Raw genomic sequence first — 18,242 nt, 5'->3', positions numbered from 1 at the left:
GTCTTACAATTTAGAAACGGCCACGTGATCCAGCAATTGCTGGACAGACACGTGCATCACATCGGTAAACAGTTTTGGATAGATACCCATTACCAGCACGAAGATCGCCAGGATCGCCAGCAGTGCATATTCGCGGCAATTGACGTCTTTCATCTGCTTTACCGCTTCGTTGGTAATATCGCCATAGGCGACGCGCTTGACCATCCACAACGAGTACGAAGCCCCCAGAATCAGCGCTGTTGCCGTAAGCAGGCCGATCCAGAAGTTATGCTCGACAGCGCCCAGAATTACGTAGAACTCGCCAACGAATCCGCTGGTTGCAGGCAGGCCACTGTTGGCCATTGAAAACAGCACGAAGAACGTGACGAACTTGGGCATCGTGTTGATCACACCGCCGTAATCGGCAATGCGACGCGTATGCAGGCGGTCATACAGCACACCGATACACAGGAACATGGCGCCCGAGACAAAACCGTGCGAAATCATCTGGATAATTGCGCCTTCCATCCCTGCCGTATTGAACAGGAAAAAACCCAGCGTGACAAAACCCATATGGGCGACCGATGAATAGGCCACCAGTTTTTTCATGTCGTCCTGAACGATTGCTACCAAGCCGATGTAAATTACGGCCACCAGTGACAACACAATCATCAGACCGGCCATGCTGTGCGATGCATCCGGCGCGATAGGCAGGGAAAAACGCAAGAAGCCGTAAGCACCCAGTTTGAGCATAATCGCGGCCAGCACAATAGAACCACCGGTAGGCGCTTCCACGTGAGCATCCGGCAGCCAGGTGTGTACCGGCACATGGGCACCTTGACGGCAAAGGCAGCAAGCAATGCAAAAAAGATCAGCATTTGCGGCGTGTAACCCAGCTTGGCCTGCTGCCAGACCTGAATATCGAACGAGCCGGTCTGCGTATACAGGTAAATGAAGGCGACCAGTGTCAGCAGTGAGCCAAGCAGCGTATACAAGAAGAACTTGAACGCGGCATAAACCCGGTTCGGGCCGCCCCAAACGCCGATGATAATATACATCGGGATCAGCGTGGCTTCGAAGAATATATAGAACAGCAGGCCGTCCAGGGCAGCAAACACCCCTACCATCAGACCTGACAGAATCAGGAACGCAGCCATGTACTGGGCAACACGCTTGGTAATCACTTCCCAGCCGGCCAGCACCACAATCACGGTGATCAAGGCCGTAAGCAGCACCAACCATATCGAAATACCGTCCACGCCCAGATGATAGGTCGCAGAGAAGGCATCGATCCAGGGTGTCTTTTCGACAAACTGCATTTGTGCCGTCGAACCGTCAAACCCGAAATACACCGGCAAGGTGACCAGAAAGCTGATCACGGAGCCGAAAAGTGCCAGCTTGCGGGTGAAATCGGCGCGTTCGTCGCTGCCCATGATCAGAACCAGAATACCGGCAACGATCGGCACAAAAATTGCCAGGGACAGCCAGGGTAAGGTAGAAGTCATTTCGCCCATCTTAAAGTACCAGCACAAATATTGAAATGAAGGCAATTACGCCAACGATCATGGCAAATGCATAATGGTAAATATAACCAGATTGCAGATGACGACTGATGGCAGCCACCAGCCCGACCAGACGCGTACTACCCGAGACCAGACCGCCATCGATCACACCCTTGTCACCGACGTTCCAGAACAGCATGCCCAGTCCGCGTGCACCACGTGCAAAGATGTTTTCGTTGACCCAGTCTATATAGTATTTGTTTTCCAGGATCCGATTGATGCCCGACAGCGAGCGATACACGCGCGCAGGCAGCGCCGGATTGACCAGATAGCAGTACCACGCAACAACCAGCCCGGCAATCATCAGCCAGAACGGCACTGTGACAAAGGCATGCAGGCCATACGCAACCCAGCCATGGAACTCATGCGCCAGCTCCTGCATGGCCGGATGCGCTTCGGAAACGGCAATCACGCCCTTGAAGAAATCTCCGAACAGCAACGGATCAATCACCCAGGCGCCAATCACAATGGATGGAATCGCCAGCAATACCAGAGGCAGTGTCACAACCCATGGAGACTCGTGCGGCGTGCCGCCGTGGTGGTGATCGTCATGGCTGTGCGTATCGTGTGCTGCGGCATGATCGTCGCCGTGATGCGCATGACCATCGGTATTGAATCGCGGCTTGCCATGAAACACCAGGAAGTACACACGGAAAGAATACAGCGAAGTGACAAACACGCCGATCAGCGTTGCCCAGTAGGCAAAGCCGCTACCCCATACCGTTGCTGCGCCGGCAGCCTCGATAATATGTTCTTTGGAATAGAAACCGGCAAAGAATGGCGTACCCACCAATGACAAAGTACCGATCAGGAAAGTGATCCAGGTAATTGGCATGTACTTGCGCAAGCCACCCATATTACGGATGTCCTGGTCATGGTGCATGCCGATAATCACGGAACCTGCGCCCAGGAACAGGAGCGCCTTGAAGAACGCGTGTGTCATCAGGTGGAAAATGGCTATCGGATAAGCCGATGCACCCAGCGCCACCGTCATATAACCCAGCTGAGACAGAGTCGAATAGGCAACCACCCGTTTGATGTCGTTCTGGATGATGCCAAGAATACCCAGGAACAGTGCACCGATACTACCGATCACAATCACGAATGAAAGGGCTGTGGGAGACAGTTCAAACAGGGGCGAGAAACGGGCGACCATGAAGATACCAGCAGTCACCATCGTTGCCGCGTGAATCAGGGCAGAGATGGGCGTCGGGCCTTCCATGGAGTCTGGCAGCCAGGCATGCAACGGCACCTGGCTGATTTACCCATGGCGCCGATAAACAGGCAGATACATGCAACAGTGATCAATTGCCAATCGGTACCCGGAAAAGCGGTCGCCGCCAGTTTTTCAGACTGGGCGAAAACGTCGCCGTAGTTCAGCGAGCCGGTGTAGGCAAACAGCAGCGCAATACCCAGCACAAAGCCGAAATCGCCCACGCGGTTGATCAGGAACGCCTTCATGTTGGCGAAGATCGCCGTCGGCCGCGTGTACCAGAAACCAATCAACAGATAAGAAACCAGGCCCACCGCTTCCCAGCCAAAGAACAGCTGCAGCATGTTGTTGGCCATGACCAGCATCAGCATGGAGAAGGTGAACAGCGAAATATACGAGAAGAAACGCTGATAGCCCGGATCATCGGACATATAGCCGATGGTGTAGATGTGAACCATCAGCGATACGGAAGTGACCACGACCATCATGAGCGCAGTCAGCGCATCAACCAGAAAGCCCACCTCTGCAACACGGGTGCCGATCAGGCTCCATGTATAGACCGTATCGTTATAGTAAGCACCGTTAAAGCCGACCTGGTACAGCACGTAGGCCGAACCAAAGAAAGACACGGCCACCAGGATGATCGTAATCATGTGGGACGCACGGCGGCTGACCGAGCGACCGACAAAGCCGGTCCCGAAGAAACCGGTAAGGACAGCGCCCAGCAAGGGAGCCAGCGCAATGACCAGAAGCAGTGAAGATGATAAGGAGTTGTTCATTCCGGGTCCTTACCCTTTCAAACGACCGATGTCGTCCACGTTGATTGAATTGATTTTACGGAACAGCATCACAAGAATCGCCAGGCCGATAGCCGCCTCGGCAGCGGCCACCGTGAGGATGAAAAATACGAATACCTGCCCGGCTGTATCGGGCATGCCATCGGCACCCGGCATCCAGCTGGAGAAAGCAACGAAATTGATATTGACGGCCAGCAACATAAGCTCGATCGACATCAACAGACTGATCAGATTGCGACGGTTCAGAAAAATACCAAAGACGCCCATGGCAAACATAATTGCGCCAAGGATCAAATAATGAGCGAGTGATATGGTCATTTGCCTTCCCCTGCTGGTTTCACATCCTGCACTTCAGTCGTCGGCACTTCAGTCTGCGACGGAATATTGACCATTTTCAGACGATCGGATGCCTTGACGCGCAATTGCTGATCAGAAGTGACATATTTGCGATTACGGCGCTCGCGCAAGGTAAGCGCAATCGCAGCGATCATCCCCACCAGCAGCGTCATCGCACCAATCTGGATCGCATAGGAATACTGGGAATACAAGGCAATGCCCAATTGACGGGTGTTGTCGTAATCAGCCGGCATGGAGATGGATGGACCCGAACCCAGATACATATTGCCCAATACAAAAGCGATTTCCAGCACCATCACGCCACCGATCACCAATCCCAGCGGCAGATAGGTTTTGAAACCGGAACGTAAACTGGCCGGTGTGATGTCAATCATCATAACGACGAAAAGGAACAGCACCATCACGGCGCCCACATAAACCAGAACCAGCAACAGTGCCAGAAACTCGGCGCCCAGCAGCATCCAGAGCATGGATGCCGTAAAGAACGTCAGAATCAGGTGCAGCACCGCCGTTACCGGGCTGGTCGCAGTAATGACCCGCGCACCTGCAATGATCAGGATAACGGCCAGAATATAAAAGAGAACAGTTGTAAACATGGTTATCTTCTCATTTGCCTTTATCGATACCGGGCATCGGCTTCGCGACGCGCAGCGATCTCGGATTCATACTTGTCCCCTACGGCGAGCAGCATATCCTTGGTGAAGTACAGGTCGCCCCGCTTCTCACCGTGGTACTCGTGAATATGTGTCTCGACGATAGAATCGACCGGGCAGCTTTCTTCGCAAAAGCCGCAGAAAATGCACTTGGTCAGATCGATGTCATAGCGCGAGGTGCGACGGGTGCCGTCATCACGCTCTACCGACTCAATGGTGATGGCCAGGGCCGGACACACCGCTTCGCACAACTTACAGGCAATGCAGCGCTCTTCCCCGTTGGGGTAGCGGCGCAGCGCATGCAGGCCACGGAAACGCGGCGAGGCCGGCGTCTTCTCGTGAGGGTACTGCAACGTAATCTTGCGTTTGAAGAAGTACTTGCCCGTCAGACTCATGCCTTTCAGCAATTCAGTCAGTAACAGGCTGCCAAAAAAATCCTTAATTGCACTCATGTCTCTGTCAGCCTATTTCCAGATATTAAAGGGCGTCTGCATCCAGATCGCGACCACCAGCAGCCAGACCCCTGTGAGCGGAATGAATACCTTCCAGCCCAGACGCATGATTTGGTCATAGCGATAGCGGGGAAAGGAGGCGCGGAACCAAATAAACAGCGACACCACGAAAAACGCTTTCAAGCCCAGCCACAACCAGCCCGGCACCCAGGTAAAGGGCGCAAAATTGAGCGGTGCAGACCAGCCGCCCAGGAACATCACCGAAGCGATGGCGGACAGCAGAATCATGTTGGCGTATTCGGCCAGGAAGAACAGCGCAAAGCCCATGCCGGAATATTCAACCATATGGCCGGCCACAATTTCAGACTCCCCTTCGACCACGTCGAACGGGTGGCGGTTGGTTTCGGCCACGGCAGAAATCACGTAGATAACGAACAGCGGCAACAGGGGCAACCAGTTCCAGGACATGAAAGTGACGCCATGCGAGGCAAACCAGCCTTGCATCTGCCTTGCACGATGCCGTTCATGTTCAGCGTACCGGATACCAGCAAAACCGTGACCAGCACGAAACCCATGGCCAGCTCATACGACACCATTTGTGCCGAGGCACGCATGGCGCCCAGGAAAGCATACTTGGAGTTAGATGCCCAGCCCGCAATAATCACGCCGTAAACACCGACAGATGTAATGGCCATGACATACAACAGGCCGGCGTTGACATTGGCCAGAACCACTTCAGGACCGAAAGGCACCACTGCCCAGGCGGCCAGCGCCGGAATCAGGGTGAGCACCGGTGCAATGAAATACAGCACCTTGTTCGCCTGCGCCGGCACAATGACCTCTTTGGTCAACAGCTTGAGCACGTCAGCAAACGGCTGCAATATACCACCAGGGCCGACGCGATTGGGACCGCGACGCACGTGCATGTATCCAATCATGCGACGTTCCCAAAGGGTGAGAAAGGCCACGCAGATAATGATGGGCAGAGCGATAACGACAATCATGACCAGCGTCCAGAGGACGAGCCATGCCACCGGGCCGAGCAGATCGGTTCCCCAGACATTCACTGCCTTGACGCCGTCGGTAAACCAGGACCAGATATCCATCAAAGTTTCTCCACGAATACGTTACCGAAAGCACTGCCAAGTGCGGCAGTTTGTGCAAAGCCCTGGGCGATGCGAACTGTGTTGTCAGCCAGGCGGTCATCCTGCTTTGCCTGGATCCGGATATCGTTTCCGTTACTGCCGCGAACCCGCACGGTGTCGCCGCTTTGTACGCCCAGACGGGCAAGCGTTGCCGCATTCAGGCTGGCTACGGGTGCTGCACTGGCTGGTGCCAGTTGCAACGCCTCGGCACGGCGCACGATGGCGTCAGTGCGATAGATCGGCAGATCAGCAACGCGCTGCAGGGCCCCGTCGGCCATCGGCGCTGCTGCCGATGCACTGGCCGTTGCGGTCACCCGGTTGGATAATTTTGCGGTAAAGCCATTCATGAGCACACTATCGCGCACCGACTCTGAAGTCTCGTCTTCGAAGTCGGTCAGCTTCAGAATATTGCCCAGTACCCGCAGTACTTTCCAGGCCGGACGACTATGTCCCAGACCGGCAACCACACCCTTGAAGCTTTGCGCGCGGCCTTCAGCGTTCACAAACGTGCCGGAGGTTTCAGTAAATGGCGCAACCGGCAGCATGATGCGTGCCCAGTTCTCGGCCGCCGATTTATATGAAGTCAGTGCAATGGAGAACGCACCGGCCAGCATTTTTTCGGCCTTATCGCCATCATCCATGTCCAAAGCAGGCTCGGCGTGCAGAACCAGATAGGCCTTAAGCGGATTGCGCATCATCTTGGCCACATTCATTCCATCTTCGGTCGCCACGGCGCCGGCAAGATAGCCGCCTACCGTATTGGCGCCCGCGGTCAGAAAGCCCAGTGTGCCATTAGCCGTCTCAGCGATGGCCTGTGCCTGAACAGCCAGTTGTGTCGCCTGTGGTGAGGCAACGGCCATATTACCCAGGAACACGCCGCACTTGCTGCCGCCAGCCAGAATGGCCGCGACATCAGTTGCGCTCAGGTCCTGACCGTTAGATGGCTGTGCGCCCTGCTCTGCCGCATTACCGGCAGCGGCCACCTGGGCCACAAAATTAAGCAGCTGATCCGGCGCAACGGTAATCCGTTTTGCTGTCGGGATCAGTGGATCCTCGCCTGTCGTGTCAATAATAACGATCTGAGTGCCATGTTTGGCAGCCTGGCGCAAGCGCTGCGCAAACAGCGGATGATCCTTGCGCAGCACCGAACCGATAACCAGTACGCGATCCAGTGTATTGAGCTCGGCAATGGGCATGCCCAGCCACGGAGCGCCCTGCAGCGCATGCTCAAACCCGGCATCGGTCTGGCGCAGACGAAAATCTATATGCTGCGAACCCAGGCCACGCGTCAGGCGTGCCAGCAAGGCCAGTTCTTCGACTGTAGAGTACTCTGTGGCCAGTGAGCCGATCTGGCCATCACCGTGCGTCTGATTGATCCGCTCCAGCACCTGGGCAGCTGCCGTCAGTGCTTCATTCCACGACGCTTCGCGCCATACACCGTCATCACCCTTGATCATGGGCGTTTGCAGACGGTCTTCAACATTAAGGCCTTCGTACGACCAGCGATCCTTATCGCTGATCCAGCATTCATTGATATCTTCGTTCTCGAACGGCACCACGCGCATCACGCGATCACCCTTGACCTGCACCACCAGATTGGCGCCGACACTATCGTGTGCGCTGATCGAGCGGCGACGCGCCAGCTCCCAGGTGCGTGCGGTATAACGGAACGGTTTGGAGGTTAGCGCACCAACCGGACACAGATCAATCATATTGCCGGACAATTCGGATTCGATGGCATTGCCAACAAAGGTCTGGATTTCCGAATGCTCACCGCGGTTGAGCATGCCCAGTTCCATAACGCCAGCCACTTCCTGACCGAAACGAACACAGCGGGTACAGTGAATACAACGGGTCATCTCTTCTGCAGACACCAGCGGACCGACGTCCTTGTGAAAGACTACCCGTTTTTCTTCACGGTAGCGCGACTCGTCACTGCCATAGCCTACGGCCAGATCCTGCAACTGACATTCGCCACCCTGGTCACAGATCGGGCAATCTAGCGGATGGTTGATCAGCAGAAATTCCATCACGCTTTTTTGCGCAGCAACGGCTTTGGCCGAGCAGGTGTGCACCACCATGCCCTGCGTGACAGGCGTAGCACATGCCGGCAGCGCCTTGGGCGCTTTTTCGACTTCTACCAGACACATACGACAGTTGGCCGCAATGGACAGCTTCTTGTGATAACAGAAATGCGGAACGTACAGACCCAGTTCGCTGGCGGCATGCATAACCATGCTGCCTTCGGGCACTGCTACGGGTTTTCCGTCTATGGTAAGTTCAACCATGCTTTGACCTACAGATATTGAGGAACCACACATTGCTTATGCTCAATGTGGTATGCGAATTCATCGCGATAATGCTTCAAAAACCCGCGGACCGGCATTGCCGCCGCGTCGCCCAGCGCACAGATGGTGCGGCCCATGATATTGCCGGCAATGGTATCGAGCAGGTCCAGGTCTTCCTGGCGACCCTGCCCGTGTTCAATGCGGTTGACCATGCGATAAAGCCAGCCTGTGCCTTCGCGGCAAGGCGTACACTGTCCGCAGCTTTCTTCAAAATAGAAATACGATAAGCGCAGCAGTGACTTGACCATGCAGCGGGTTTCGTCCATGACAATGACCGCCCCGGAACCCAGCATCGAGCCGGCTTTGGCGATAGCATCGTAGTCCATGGTAGTGTTCATCATGATATCGGCTGGCAATACGGGTGCACTGGAGCCACCCGGAATAACTGCCTTCAGCTTGCGCCCACCACGCATGCCGCCGGCCAGTTCCAATAGTTTGGAAAAAGGCGTACCCAGCGGGATCTCGTAATTGCCGGGCCGCTCAACGTCGCCGGTAATGGAAAACAGTTTGGTCCCGCCGTTATTGGGCAGGCCGATGTCCAGGTATTGCTGGCCACTATTGCGAATGATCCAGGGGACCGCCGCAAAAGTTTCGGTATTGTTAATCGTCGTGGGCTTGCCGTACAGGCCAAAGCTGGCAGGAAACGGCGGTTTGAAGCGTGGCTGCCCTTTCTTGCCCTCAAGCGACTCAAGCAAGGCCGTTTCCTCGCCGCAAATATACGCACCGTAACCATGATGGGCATGCAACTGGAAAGAAAATTCGGAACCCAGGATCTTGTCGCCCAGAAAACCGGCTGCGCGTGCTTCTTCAAGCGCTTCTTCAAAACGTTCGTACACCTCGAAGATTTCACCGTGGATGTAGTTGTAGCCTACCGTGATACCCATAGCATAGGCAGCAATGGCCATGCCTTCGATAACAATATGCGGATTGGAGCGCAGGATATCGCGATCCTTGAACGTACCCGGTTCACCTTCGTCGGAATTGCAGACCAGATATTTCTGTCCCGGGAAATTGCGGGGCATGAAGCTCCACTTCAGACCCGTGGGAAACCCGGCGCCGCCGCGACCACGCAGCCCGGAGGCCTTGACTTCGGCAATGACCTCTTCCTGCGTCATGCCGGTAGTCAGGATCTTGCGCAATGCTTCGTAGCCGCCGCGCTTGACATAATCTTCAAGACGCCAGTTCTCGCCATTGAGGTCGGCCATGATTTGCGGCTGAATATGACGTCCGTGCAATGCCATGGAACCGTTCAGATCACCGGCAGGATTGGCATTGAGCCCCTGCGAATATTTACTCAGAATCACACTCATGCAGCGTCTCCCTGTTGGGCAAGCTCAGCCAGCATGGCATCGATTTTTTCGGTCGACATACGTACACACATATGGTGGTTGTTCACAATAAGAACGGGCGAGTCACCGCAAGCGCCCATGCACTCGCCTTCCTGCAGGGTGAACAGGCCATCGCTCGTGGTTTCACCCAGTTCGATACCCAGTTTTTGCTTCAGGTAATCGGCAGTTTTCTCACCGTCGCGCAAGGCACAGGGCAGATTGGTGCAGACACTGATCTTGAACCGGCCCACGGGCTTAGTGTTGAACATGTTGTAAAAGGTGGCAACCTCCTGGACCGCGATCGGCTCGACGCCGATATAGCGTGCCACATCGGCAATAATCTCTGCCGATACCCAGCCTTTTTCCACCTGCGCAATGCGCAGGGCCGACATAATGGCAGACTGACGCTGGTCGGCCGGATATTTGGCCAGCTCTTTGTCTATCCTTGTATACGCCTGTTGAGAAAGCAACATTTTTTAATCCAGTAATCCGCTGTGATCAGCGGTCAATTTCACCAAACACGATATCCTGAGTACCGATAATCGTGACAGCATCGGCCAGCATATGGCCGCGGGACATTTCGTCCAGTGATTGCAGGTGTACAAAGCCCGGTGGACGGATCTTCAGGCGATACGGTTTGTTCGCGCCATCTGACACCAGGTAAATACCGAACTCTCCTTTCGGATGTTCGACCGCGGAATACACTTCGCCTGCAGGAACCGGAAAACCTTCGGTAAACAATTTGAAGTGGTGGATCAGCTCTTCCATATTGGATTTCATGCTGGTCCGCTTCGGCGGGGTAATCTTGTGGTTATCATTGATAACCGGACCGGGATTGTTGCGCAGCCAATGCACGCATTGCGAAATAATGCGGTTACTTTCCCGCATCTCGGCAATCCGCACCAGATAACGGTCATAGCAGTCGCCATTGGTTCCTACCGGAATGTCAAATTCCAGGCGATCGTACACTTCATAGGGCTGCATGCGACGCAGGTCCCAGCTTATGCCAGAGCCGCGCAGCATCGGACCGGTAAAGCCCAGGGCCATGGCGCGATCGGGATCAACCACGCCAATGCCCACCAGACGCTGTTTCCAGATCCGGTTATCGGTGAGCAGTGTTTCATACTCATCGACACACTTGGGGAACCTCTCGGTAAATGCTTCAATAAAATCCAGCAGCGAGCCATCGCGGTTCTCATTGAACTGCTTGATTTCGCGCTTGCTGCGATATTTTGAATCCATCTTATGCTGCGGCATGCTATCGGGCAGATCACGATATACGCCACCAGGACGATAGTAAGCTGCGTGCATGCGTGCGCCCGAGACGGCCTCGTAGCAATCCATGAGATCTTCACGCTCACGGAAGGCATACAGCATGGCGGCCATGGCGCCCACGTCAAGCCCGTGCGTGCCAACACTCATCAGGTGGTTCAGCAGGCGGGTGATCTCATCGAACATAACGCGAATGTATTGGGCGCGCAACGGCACTTCAATACCCAGCAGTTTCTCGATGGCCATGACGTAGGCATGCTCGTTGCACATCATAGACACGTAATCGAGACGGTCCATGTAAGGCAAAGCCTGCAGATAGGTTTTATGTTCGGCCAGTTTTTCAGTGGCACGATGCAGCAGACCGATATGGGGATCAGCCCGCTGGATGACCTCGCCGCTTAACTCCAGGATGAGGCGCAGCACACCGTGCGCAGCCGGATGCTGGGGACCGAAGTTAAGCGTGTAATTCTTGATTTCTGCCATATTAACGTCCTACTCCGTAGCCTTCCTCGCGGATCACGCGTGGGGTAATTTCGCGCGGCTCGATGGTTACGGGCTGATAAATCACGCGCTGGGAAGCTTCGTCGTAACGCATTTCCACATAGCCTGACAGCGGAAAATCCTTGCGGAACGGATGCCCGATAAAACCATAATCGGTCAGGATACGACGCAGATCGGGGTGACCTTCGAAGACAATACCGTAAAGGTCGAATGCTTCACGCTCAAACCAGTTGACGGCGGGCCAGACATCGATCAGCGAAGCGGCGACCGGAAAATCGTCATTCGGCACCCAGGTACGTACCCGCAGGCGCCAGTTATGTGTCAGCGACAGCAGTTGCACGGCAACCGCAAAGCGCGCCGGAAACGTACGCGTGGCGTGCACGCCGGGTTGGCCGTAGGTCAGATAGTCCACCCCGCACAAGTCAATACAGGACTCAAAGCGGAAAGCGGCATCATCACGCAGAAACCGACAGGTCTCTATCCATTTTTCGGCTGGAATTTCCAGGTTAAGCTCGCCATAGGCGCTGGTCAGCACGAACGACTCTTTGTCGCCGAACTGTGCGCGCAGGGCTTGTTCCAAGGTTTCTAAACGGGTCATAACATTGACGCTTTTACAATAAGAGGTGCGGCCGCTGGCCGGTTACGCTTCGCGTGCGATGGTATTGGTACGACGAATCTTGTTCTGCAACTGCAGCAAGCCATATACCAGAGCCTCTGCAGTGGGCGGACAGCCCGGCACGTAGATATCTACCGGAACGATACGGTCACAGCCGCGCACTACGGAATACGAATAGTGATAGTATCCACCGCCATTGGCACAGGAACCCATGGACACCACCCAGCGGGGCTCGGCCATCTGGTCATATACCTTGCGCAGCGGCGGCGCCATTTTGTTGCACAGTGTACCGGCAACAATCATCACATCGGACTGTCGGGGGCTGGGGCGGAAAATAATACCAAACTGATCCAGGTCATAGCGGGATGCACCAGCATGCATCATCTCTACAGCACAGCAGGCCAGACCGAAGGTGACCGGCCACATGGAGCCGGTTTTCACCCAGTTAAGCACGGCATCGGTTGAAGTAACCAGAAAACCCTGCTTGTTCAATACGTTTTGTTCAGAAGACATAATGACATACACTCCAGGGACAGGTTAATCCCAGTCTAGTGCACCCTTTTTCCATTCATAAATAAACCCGACAGTAAGCACTGCCAGGAACACGATGACCGTCCAGAATCCGACCAGACCGACCTGCCCGTTGGCAATGGCCCAGGGGAACAGGAAAGCGATTTCCAGGTCGAACAAAATAAACAGAATGGCCACCAGATAATAACGGACATCAAAGCGCATGCGCGCGTCTTCGAAAGCCTCGAAACCACACTCGTAAGGTGAATCTTTTTCGGCACCGGGCTGACGCGGTCCAAGGAACGATCCCATTGCCAGCAATGCGACACCAATGACGCCTGCAACCACAATAAAAAGGAGGACCGGGAAGTATTCAGCGATAGACATAATACGCCGCCACAAAGGTTGAATATGAAAATTTATAAACTTTTAGATTGTATCATTTCATAAACATCCGCGCGCGGATTCATCCGGTAAAAAACAGATAATTAGGCCTGTGCAGACACCTTGATACAACATTTCCCCGGGCAACTGAATCACAGCTTAACAGATTGATCTTTCAACCAAAATAGCAGTCTCCAAGATAAAAATTCCGGTAAGCTATGGGGCCGGAATGATCTCGGACATCCGATTACTCTGGCATTCCCCACCCACATTCCCCACCCACATTCCCCACGCAAATTGACCAGTCGCTTAGCGCCTGGTGATTTAGGGAGGCCACTGGAGCAAAGCCCTTTTCCACCCCGAGGTGAACACCCCCCCCCCGGGCCTATCTGACAATCGGGCACAACGAAACCGATATATGCGAACCATGACTTGGCGAGTCCCGATAGCCAACCAAATACCAGCCAAGCCCGAGCGCCAACATAGATAGAAGCAGAGAAAAAGAAAAATAGAAAGAGCGTACTGGACAATAGCAAAATGCGAGAAATACTCAAATTGAACACAATCCCATACAGAGCCATAGTGCAAACCAGGTTACGCAACAAACTACACCAGAGTCACTCGCAAAGCCGATGTATAGACCACCCATAAAAAAACCACCCCGAAGGGTGGTTTTCCTTGCTCTATGAAAACATCGCTATGCGATGCATTTCATTAGAAGCGGTGTTGCATACCTACACCAACCAGAGTTGATTTCAGTTTAACGTTTTCTGCGTTTTCAAACTTCAGTTTGCCAGTACCGTAAGATGCGATTGCATACAGGCTGGTACGTTTAGACAGGTTGTGTACATAACCCAGGCTGAAGATGTGCAGTTTGCCTTTCACACCGTCAAATGCTTCGCCAGTGTTTTTGGAAGTGTTGCCTTGGTAAGAGAACATCGCTTTACCATCATCACCAACTGGTGCTGTCAGGCCAGCCATCCAAGACTGTTGACGATAGCCGTTAGTCTGTGTGTAGTTCAGGTTGTCGTTAGCACGCATACCAGAAGTGAAGTCAGCCAGCGCGCCGTTCAGGCCAACGCTACCAACACCAGCTTCAGCAACAACGTCGTTAGCTACAGAACCGCGGATCTGACCGTAGCCCAGGTGCAGTTTAACAACTTCGAAGTCGTAGGCGCCAAACAGGTTCCACATATGTGTAGTACCTTTGAAGTCGCCTTGTGTGCCACGTACGTCTGTACGGAAACGATCATAAGAAGCGGCTACAGAGATTGGGCCATTGTAGTATGCCAGACCAGCTGTGATCCAGTTAGAAGTATCGCGTTCTTCTTCCTCGAAACCGAAGCCGTCATCAGATTCAGTTTTGGTGTTTTTACCAGCATAACCGATAGCAGCTTTGAAGCCTGCGAAATCAGGTGTCATGTACTTGATGGAGTTATCCATGCGAGCAGATGGTGAAGAACCGAAAGCACCATCAGTGATACCGGCTTGTTTGAAGCTTGTACCAAATGGATCGATTGGAGAGATGAAATCATCAGCAACGTTGTACTGACGACCCAGAGTCAATGTACCCCAGCTGTCACCAGTCAGACCAACAATTGCTTTACGACCGAACAGACGACCACCTTGTGATGAACGACCGTTACCCAGATCAAAGCCGCTTTCCAATTGGAAAATGGCGCTAGTACCGTTACCCAGATCTTCAGTACCTTTCAGGCCCCAACGGTTGCCGTTTTTAACGCCGTTGATCAGACCGATATCGCGTGTTTTTGTGTAAGCATCACCCTGAGTGACTTTGGTTTGTTGATAACCAATACCAGCGTCAACCAGACCATACAGCGTTACAGAAGTTTCTGCGTGAGCTACACCAGCGAAGCCGGTAACCAGAGCTGCAGCAAGCAAAGTCTTTTTCATTTGTTAAATCTCCGTAGATTTTGAGTGATCAGAGCAGCGATCAAGACGTTATGTTCTACCGCTCTATAAAACTCCGCGAAGGGAAGTTGTAGTTATTGCACCAAATTTTGGCCCATCTGGCTACCTTGATCTGCATCAAGAACCGTTTTTTTTGCTTTTTTGTAGGTTGCATGCAACAAAACCACAAATTAAACGGCAAACAACGACTGAAAAATCAAAAGAAAGTCGTGCTTAAGCTAGAAATTACTTTAACTTGGCTAATCTCAAGGAAATCAGGCACCTACAGCCTTGCTGAGTTTCTACCAGGTGACAATTAAGCAATCGCGTAGCGAAAACTCCACAGTCATACTCAGGTTAACAGATCCACTCGGTGATGTGTTGTAGATTCAACACATAATGTTGTATATGCGCAAATCAGAGCGCTAGCGCGCGCTATTGAAACCACCAGTCCACGCCAGACTCACACCTCTTTTTCTTGCATCACCGCACAACAAGCAACCCTGACCCGAGCACACCGTCAACACAAATGAACGGAAAAAATCAGCACAAAACCGCGACCTCCACACCAACACCCCCGCCTTCTCGTTCTACGCTCCTCCCTTCATTCTATCTGAGCGGCCATACGCAACCCACCCTTTGTCACCCACCCGCCCCACCACAAGAACAGATTCGCAGAAAAATATGCCGAAAAAGAAAAACCTCCCGTTTCTCGGGAGGTTTTCGTCAGCAGAATCAATAGTGCGGCGACAAAACGCCACACATACGCATTTTATTTAATGCATTAATCTACCAGCTTGACAGTGCCTTTCATCATCGCACCATGACCAGGGAATGAGCAGAAGAACACATCATCCCCAGTGAGTTTGTCGACAGGCACTTTGACCGAGTCGGATTCGCCGCCACCAATCAGCTTGGTATGCGCGATTACGCGCTCGTCGCCTTCTTTGACATAATTCTTATCAGCACCCGCCGCAATACCGTCCGTTTCCACGCCCTGCATATCGGCAGACTTGGTGATCACAATATTGTGGCCCATCGCTGCTTTCGGCAATTTACCAGTATGCTTCAGATTGATCGTGAACTCCTTGCACGATTTGCTTACCGCAATTTCCTTGGTATTAAATTGCATGGCGTCATTAGCCTCAACGTCAATTGAGCACTCAGCAGCCATAACGGGCAGTGAAGCAGCAGACAATGCCATCGCGGCCAACGCATGTTTCAGTTTTAACTTAAAAGCCATTATGTACTCCTTGGGGTTGGTGAAATAGACTAGGCTTATAACTATACCATCTTCACTCATAAGGCTGCATCGATATCAATAGCGAAATTGATCTGCTTCAATGCCAGCACACACGAGTCAATAACAGATCCACTCCATGCCATCATTCACACACCCGAATGGCGCCCGCCGCCCGCGTCGACGCACAAAGCAGCACAGCAACCCTCCCCGGAGCGCACGCAACAGGTCGGATGCGAGCAAGACCTCGAACAACTGCCCCCCCCCTCCGCCAGCCAGAGCCGACCAACCCCAAGCCATTTAACCGTTTAGCCCCAACGCTTGAGTACAAAAAAACACGACAACTCAAGACGCACAAACAAAAAGCCCCTGCTCTATAAAAAAGCAAGGGCTTGATGACTACGGAATACAGCTTAAATTTAACAGTTGGTGCTCACGGCGAGACTCGAACTCGCACAGCTCTCGCCACTACCCCCTCAAGATAGCGTGTCTACCAATTCCACCACGTGAGCATCTGCAAAGACAGAAGATTATAACACCATTTAATCAGAAACGCTTACTGTTTTGTCTCGGTATCTGTACCCGGCTGCGATTCTGGTGCAGCAGGTGTTGTATTTTCAGCAGGTGGCGCGCTCTCGGCTGCGGGTGCAGCCGGGGTCGCTGCGGACGACTCAGGCGTTACCGGCGTAGCAGGTGCGGGTGCCACGGGCGTTTCAGATGGAGCCGCAGGCGCCTCTGGAGCGGGCGGCGCTGCGGGCGTAGCAGAAGAAGACGGGGCTGCGGGCGTCTCTGCCGGCGCCGGAGCTGCAGGCAGATCCGCTTGCGGCTGAGCCGCCGGCGCTTGCGAACCAGGGGCTGGCGCAGGCGCTTCGTATCCCTGCATCACACCACCGCCTGTTGCCGGACCTGCACTACGACCGGCATTGTTACCGATATAGGCAAGACCCAGTGTGCAGGCGAAAAACAGGATGGATACCCATTTGGTCGCACGTGAAAAAAAGTTTGCCGCACCAGTAGCACCAAAAAGACTCCCGGCAGAACCGCCACCAAAAGATGAACCCATATCAGCGCCCTTGCCTTGCTGCAACAGCACCAGGACGATAACTGTCAGCGCAGACAGAACCTGCACGACAGCCAGTAAAGGGTATATAAACGATGGCATTTAAGTATTACTCCAAAAAAATTCCGTATAAGGAATAGGACACGCTGCTAGGCGTTGGCAATTCCCTGAAAATCTGTTGCGACCAGCGAGGCGCCGCCTACCAGCGCGCCATCAATATCTTCCTTGGCGAACAGGCTTGCTGCATTTGCCGCCTTGACGCTGCCGCCATACAAAACGCGCTGTTCGGGCGCACCCGCTTGAACCAGCAAGCTGCGAATATGCGCATGCACTTCCTGAGCCTGCTCTGGCGAGGCAGTAAGGCCCGTGCCAATAGCCCATACCGGCTCGTATGCGAGAACCATCTTACTGACCGCTTCCGCGCCCAACGCAAGGACTGGTTCAAGCTGGCTGCTGATTACCCGCAGTGTATTGCCCGCCTCGCGCTCGGCTTGTGTTTCGCCAATGCATACGACAGGCGCAATACCGCCGGCAATTGCAGCCGCAGCCTTGCGTGCAACAACATCGCTGGTTTCACCATGATAAGCGCGGCGCTCGGAATGACCCACAATAACCCAGGCGCAACCGAACTCCGCAAGCATGGCAACCGACACTTCACCGGTATAGGCGCCCTTGGCATGTTCACTGGCATCCTGACCACCCCAACCGATAGCACTATCCTTCAGGGTATCTGCCACTTGTTGCAGGTAAGGAAAAGGCGCGCATACGGCCAGCTCTGCTGCAGCCTCATTAGCCGCAGCGGCATTCTGCAATTTGACCAGATCCGAAAGCAGTTGCTGGTTTTCAGCCTTGCTGCCATTCATTTTCCAGTTTCCGATGACCAGACGCCGACGCACACTCATATTTTCCTCGGT

At 53.7% G+C, this 18,242-nt stretch carries 14 protein-coding genes, 1 tRNA gene and 3 pseudogenes; all 18 read right to left on the bottom strand.

All coding sequences use genetic code 11. The annotated features are described in order from the left end of the window. Window positions 1-3 precede the first annotated feature (3 nt). The 18 genes and pseudogenes from TKWG_RS07690 to tpiA all read right to left on the bottom strand — a co-directional run bounded on the left by TKWG_RS07690 (window position 4) and on the right by tpiA (window position 18,230). Window positions 4-1,037, bottom strand: a pseudogene (locus TKWG_RS07690) (NADH-quinone oxidoreductase subunit M). 457 nt (window positions 1,038-1,494) lie between these two features. Further along, window positions 1,495-3,533: pseudogene (gene nuoL, locus TKWG_RS07685) on the bottom strand (NADH-quinone oxidoreductase subunit L). 9 nt (window positions 3,534-3,542) lie between these two features. Continuing rightward, window positions 3,543-3,869: an NADH-quinone oxidoreductase subunit NuoK gene (gene nuoK / locus TKWG_RS07680; protein WP_014750301.1), complete on the bottom strand. Its 327-nt coding sequence runs from the start codon at window positions 3,867-3,869 to the stop codon at window positions 3,543-3,545. Continuing rightward, on the bottom strand, window positions 3,866-4,504 hold the full coding sequence (locus TKWG_RS07675; protein WP_014750300.1) for an NADH-quinone oxidoreductase subunit J: 639 nt from the start codon (window positions 4,502-4,504) through the stop codon (window positions 3,866-3,868). Before TKWG_RS07675 ends, nuoK begins: the two co-directional genes overlap by 4 nt. Window positions 4,505-4,524: 20 nt before the next feature. Further along, the gene (gene nuoI, locus TKWG_RS07670; protein WP_014750299.1) at window positions 4,525-5,013 is read right to left on the bottom strand and encodes an NADH-quinone oxidoreductase subunit NuoI; all 489 of its coding nucleotides are present in this window, start codon (window positions 5,011-5,013) and stop codon (window positions 4,525-4,527) included. A gap of 12 nt (window positions 5,014-5,025) precedes the next feature. Beyond that, a pseudogene (nuoH, locus tag TKWG_RS07665) lies at window positions 5,026-6,119 on the bottom strand (NADH-quinone oxidoreductase subunit NuoH). Then, window positions 6,119-8,446 (bottom strand): NADH-quinone oxidoreductase subunit NuoG, encoded by a 2,328-nt coding sequence (gene nuoG / locus TKWG_RS07660; RefSeq protein WP_014750298.1) that lies wholly within the window; start codon window positions 8,444-8,446, stop codon window positions 6,119-6,121. Before nuoG ends, nuoH begins: the two are co-directional and overlap by 1 nt. A gap of 8 nt (window positions 8,447-8,454) precedes the next feature. Further along, a complete protein-coding gene (nuoF, locus tag TKWG_RS07655; RefSeq protein ID WP_014750297.1) occupies window positions 8,455-9,816 on the bottom strand; it encodes an NADH-quinone oxidoreductase subunit NuoF in 1,362 nt (453 codons plus the stop codon). After that, complete coding sequence (gene nuoE, locus TKWG_RS07650) at window positions 9,813-10,307, bottom strand: NADH-quinone oxidoreductase subunit NuoE (RefSeq protein ID WP_014750296.1); 495 nt, start codon at window positions 10,305-10,307, stop codon at window positions 9,813-9,815. Before nuoE ends, nuoF begins: the two co-directional genes overlap by 4 nt. A gap of 25 nt (window positions 10,308-10,332) precedes the next feature. Beyond that, a complete protein-coding gene (locus TKWG_RS07645) occupies window positions 10,333-11,589 on the bottom strand; it encodes an NADH-quinone oxidoreductase subunit D (protein WP_014750295.1) in 1,257 nt (418 codons plus the stop codon). Window position 11,590: 1 nt separating this feature from the next. Continuing rightward, window positions 11,591-12,205: an NADH-quinone oxidoreductase subunit C gene (locus TKWG_RS07640; protein WP_014750294.1), complete on the bottom strand. Its 615-nt coding sequence runs from the start codon at window positions 12,203-12,205 to the stop codon at window positions 11,591-11,593. A 42-nt stretch (window positions 12,206-12,247) separates the two neighbouring features. Next, entirely contained in the window at window positions 12,248-12,736 is a 489-nt protein-coding gene (locus tag TKWG_RS07635) for a NuoB/complex I 20 kDa subunit family protein (RefSeq protein WP_014750293.1), read from the bottom strand. A gap of 24 nt (window positions 12,737-12,760) precedes the next feature. After that, window positions 12,761-13,120 (bottom strand): NADH-quinone oxidoreductase subunit A, encoded by a 360-nt coding sequence (locus TKWG_RS07630; RefSeq protein ID WP_014750292.1) that lies wholly within the window; start codon window positions 13,118-13,120, stop codon window positions 12,761-12,763. Between the two features lie 711 nt (window positions 13,121-13,831). Beyond that, window positions 13,832-15,031 (bottom strand): porin, encoded by a 1,200-nt coding sequence (locus TKWG_RS07625; protein WP_014750291.1) that lies wholly within the window; start codon window positions 15,029-15,031, stop codon window positions 13,832-13,834. Window positions 15,032-15,812: 781 nt separating this feature from the next. Beyond that, a complete protein-coding gene (gene azu, locus TKWG_RS07620; protein WP_014750290.1) occupies window positions 15,813-16,271 on the bottom strand; it encodes an azurin in 459 nt (152 codons plus the stop codon). Window positions 16,272-16,695: 424 nt separating this feature from the next. Continuing rightward, window positions 16,696-16,780, bottom strand: a tRNA-Leu gene (locus tag TKWG_RS07615). Window positions 16,781-16,824: 44 nt separating this feature from the next. Continuing rightward, window positions 16,825-17,430 carry a preprotein translocase subunit SecG gene (gene secG / locus TKWG_RS07610; RefSeq protein ID WP_014750289.1) on the bottom strand — a complete coding sequence of 202 codons (606 nt, stop codon included), beginning with the start codon at window positions 17,428-17,430 and terminating at the stop codon, window positions 16,825-16,827. A 47-nt stretch (window positions 17,431-17,477) separates the two neighbouring features. Next, complete coding sequence (tpiA, locus tag TKWG_RS07605; RefSeq protein WP_014750288.1) at window positions 17,478-18,230, bottom strand: triose-phosphate isomerase; 753 nt, start codon at window positions 18,228-18,230, stop codon at window positions 17,478-17,480. Window positions 18,231-18,242 lie beyond the last annotated feature (12 nt).

Source organism: Advenella kashmirensis WT001, from assembly GCF_000219915.2.
GTDB classification, from domain to species: domain Bacteria; phylum Pseudomonadota; class Gammaproteobacteria; order Burkholderiales; family Burkholderiaceae_B; genus Advenella; species Advenella kashmirensis.
Note: the sequence above shows the minus strand (reverse complement) of the source record. Positions and strands in the feature narration are given on the sequence as shown.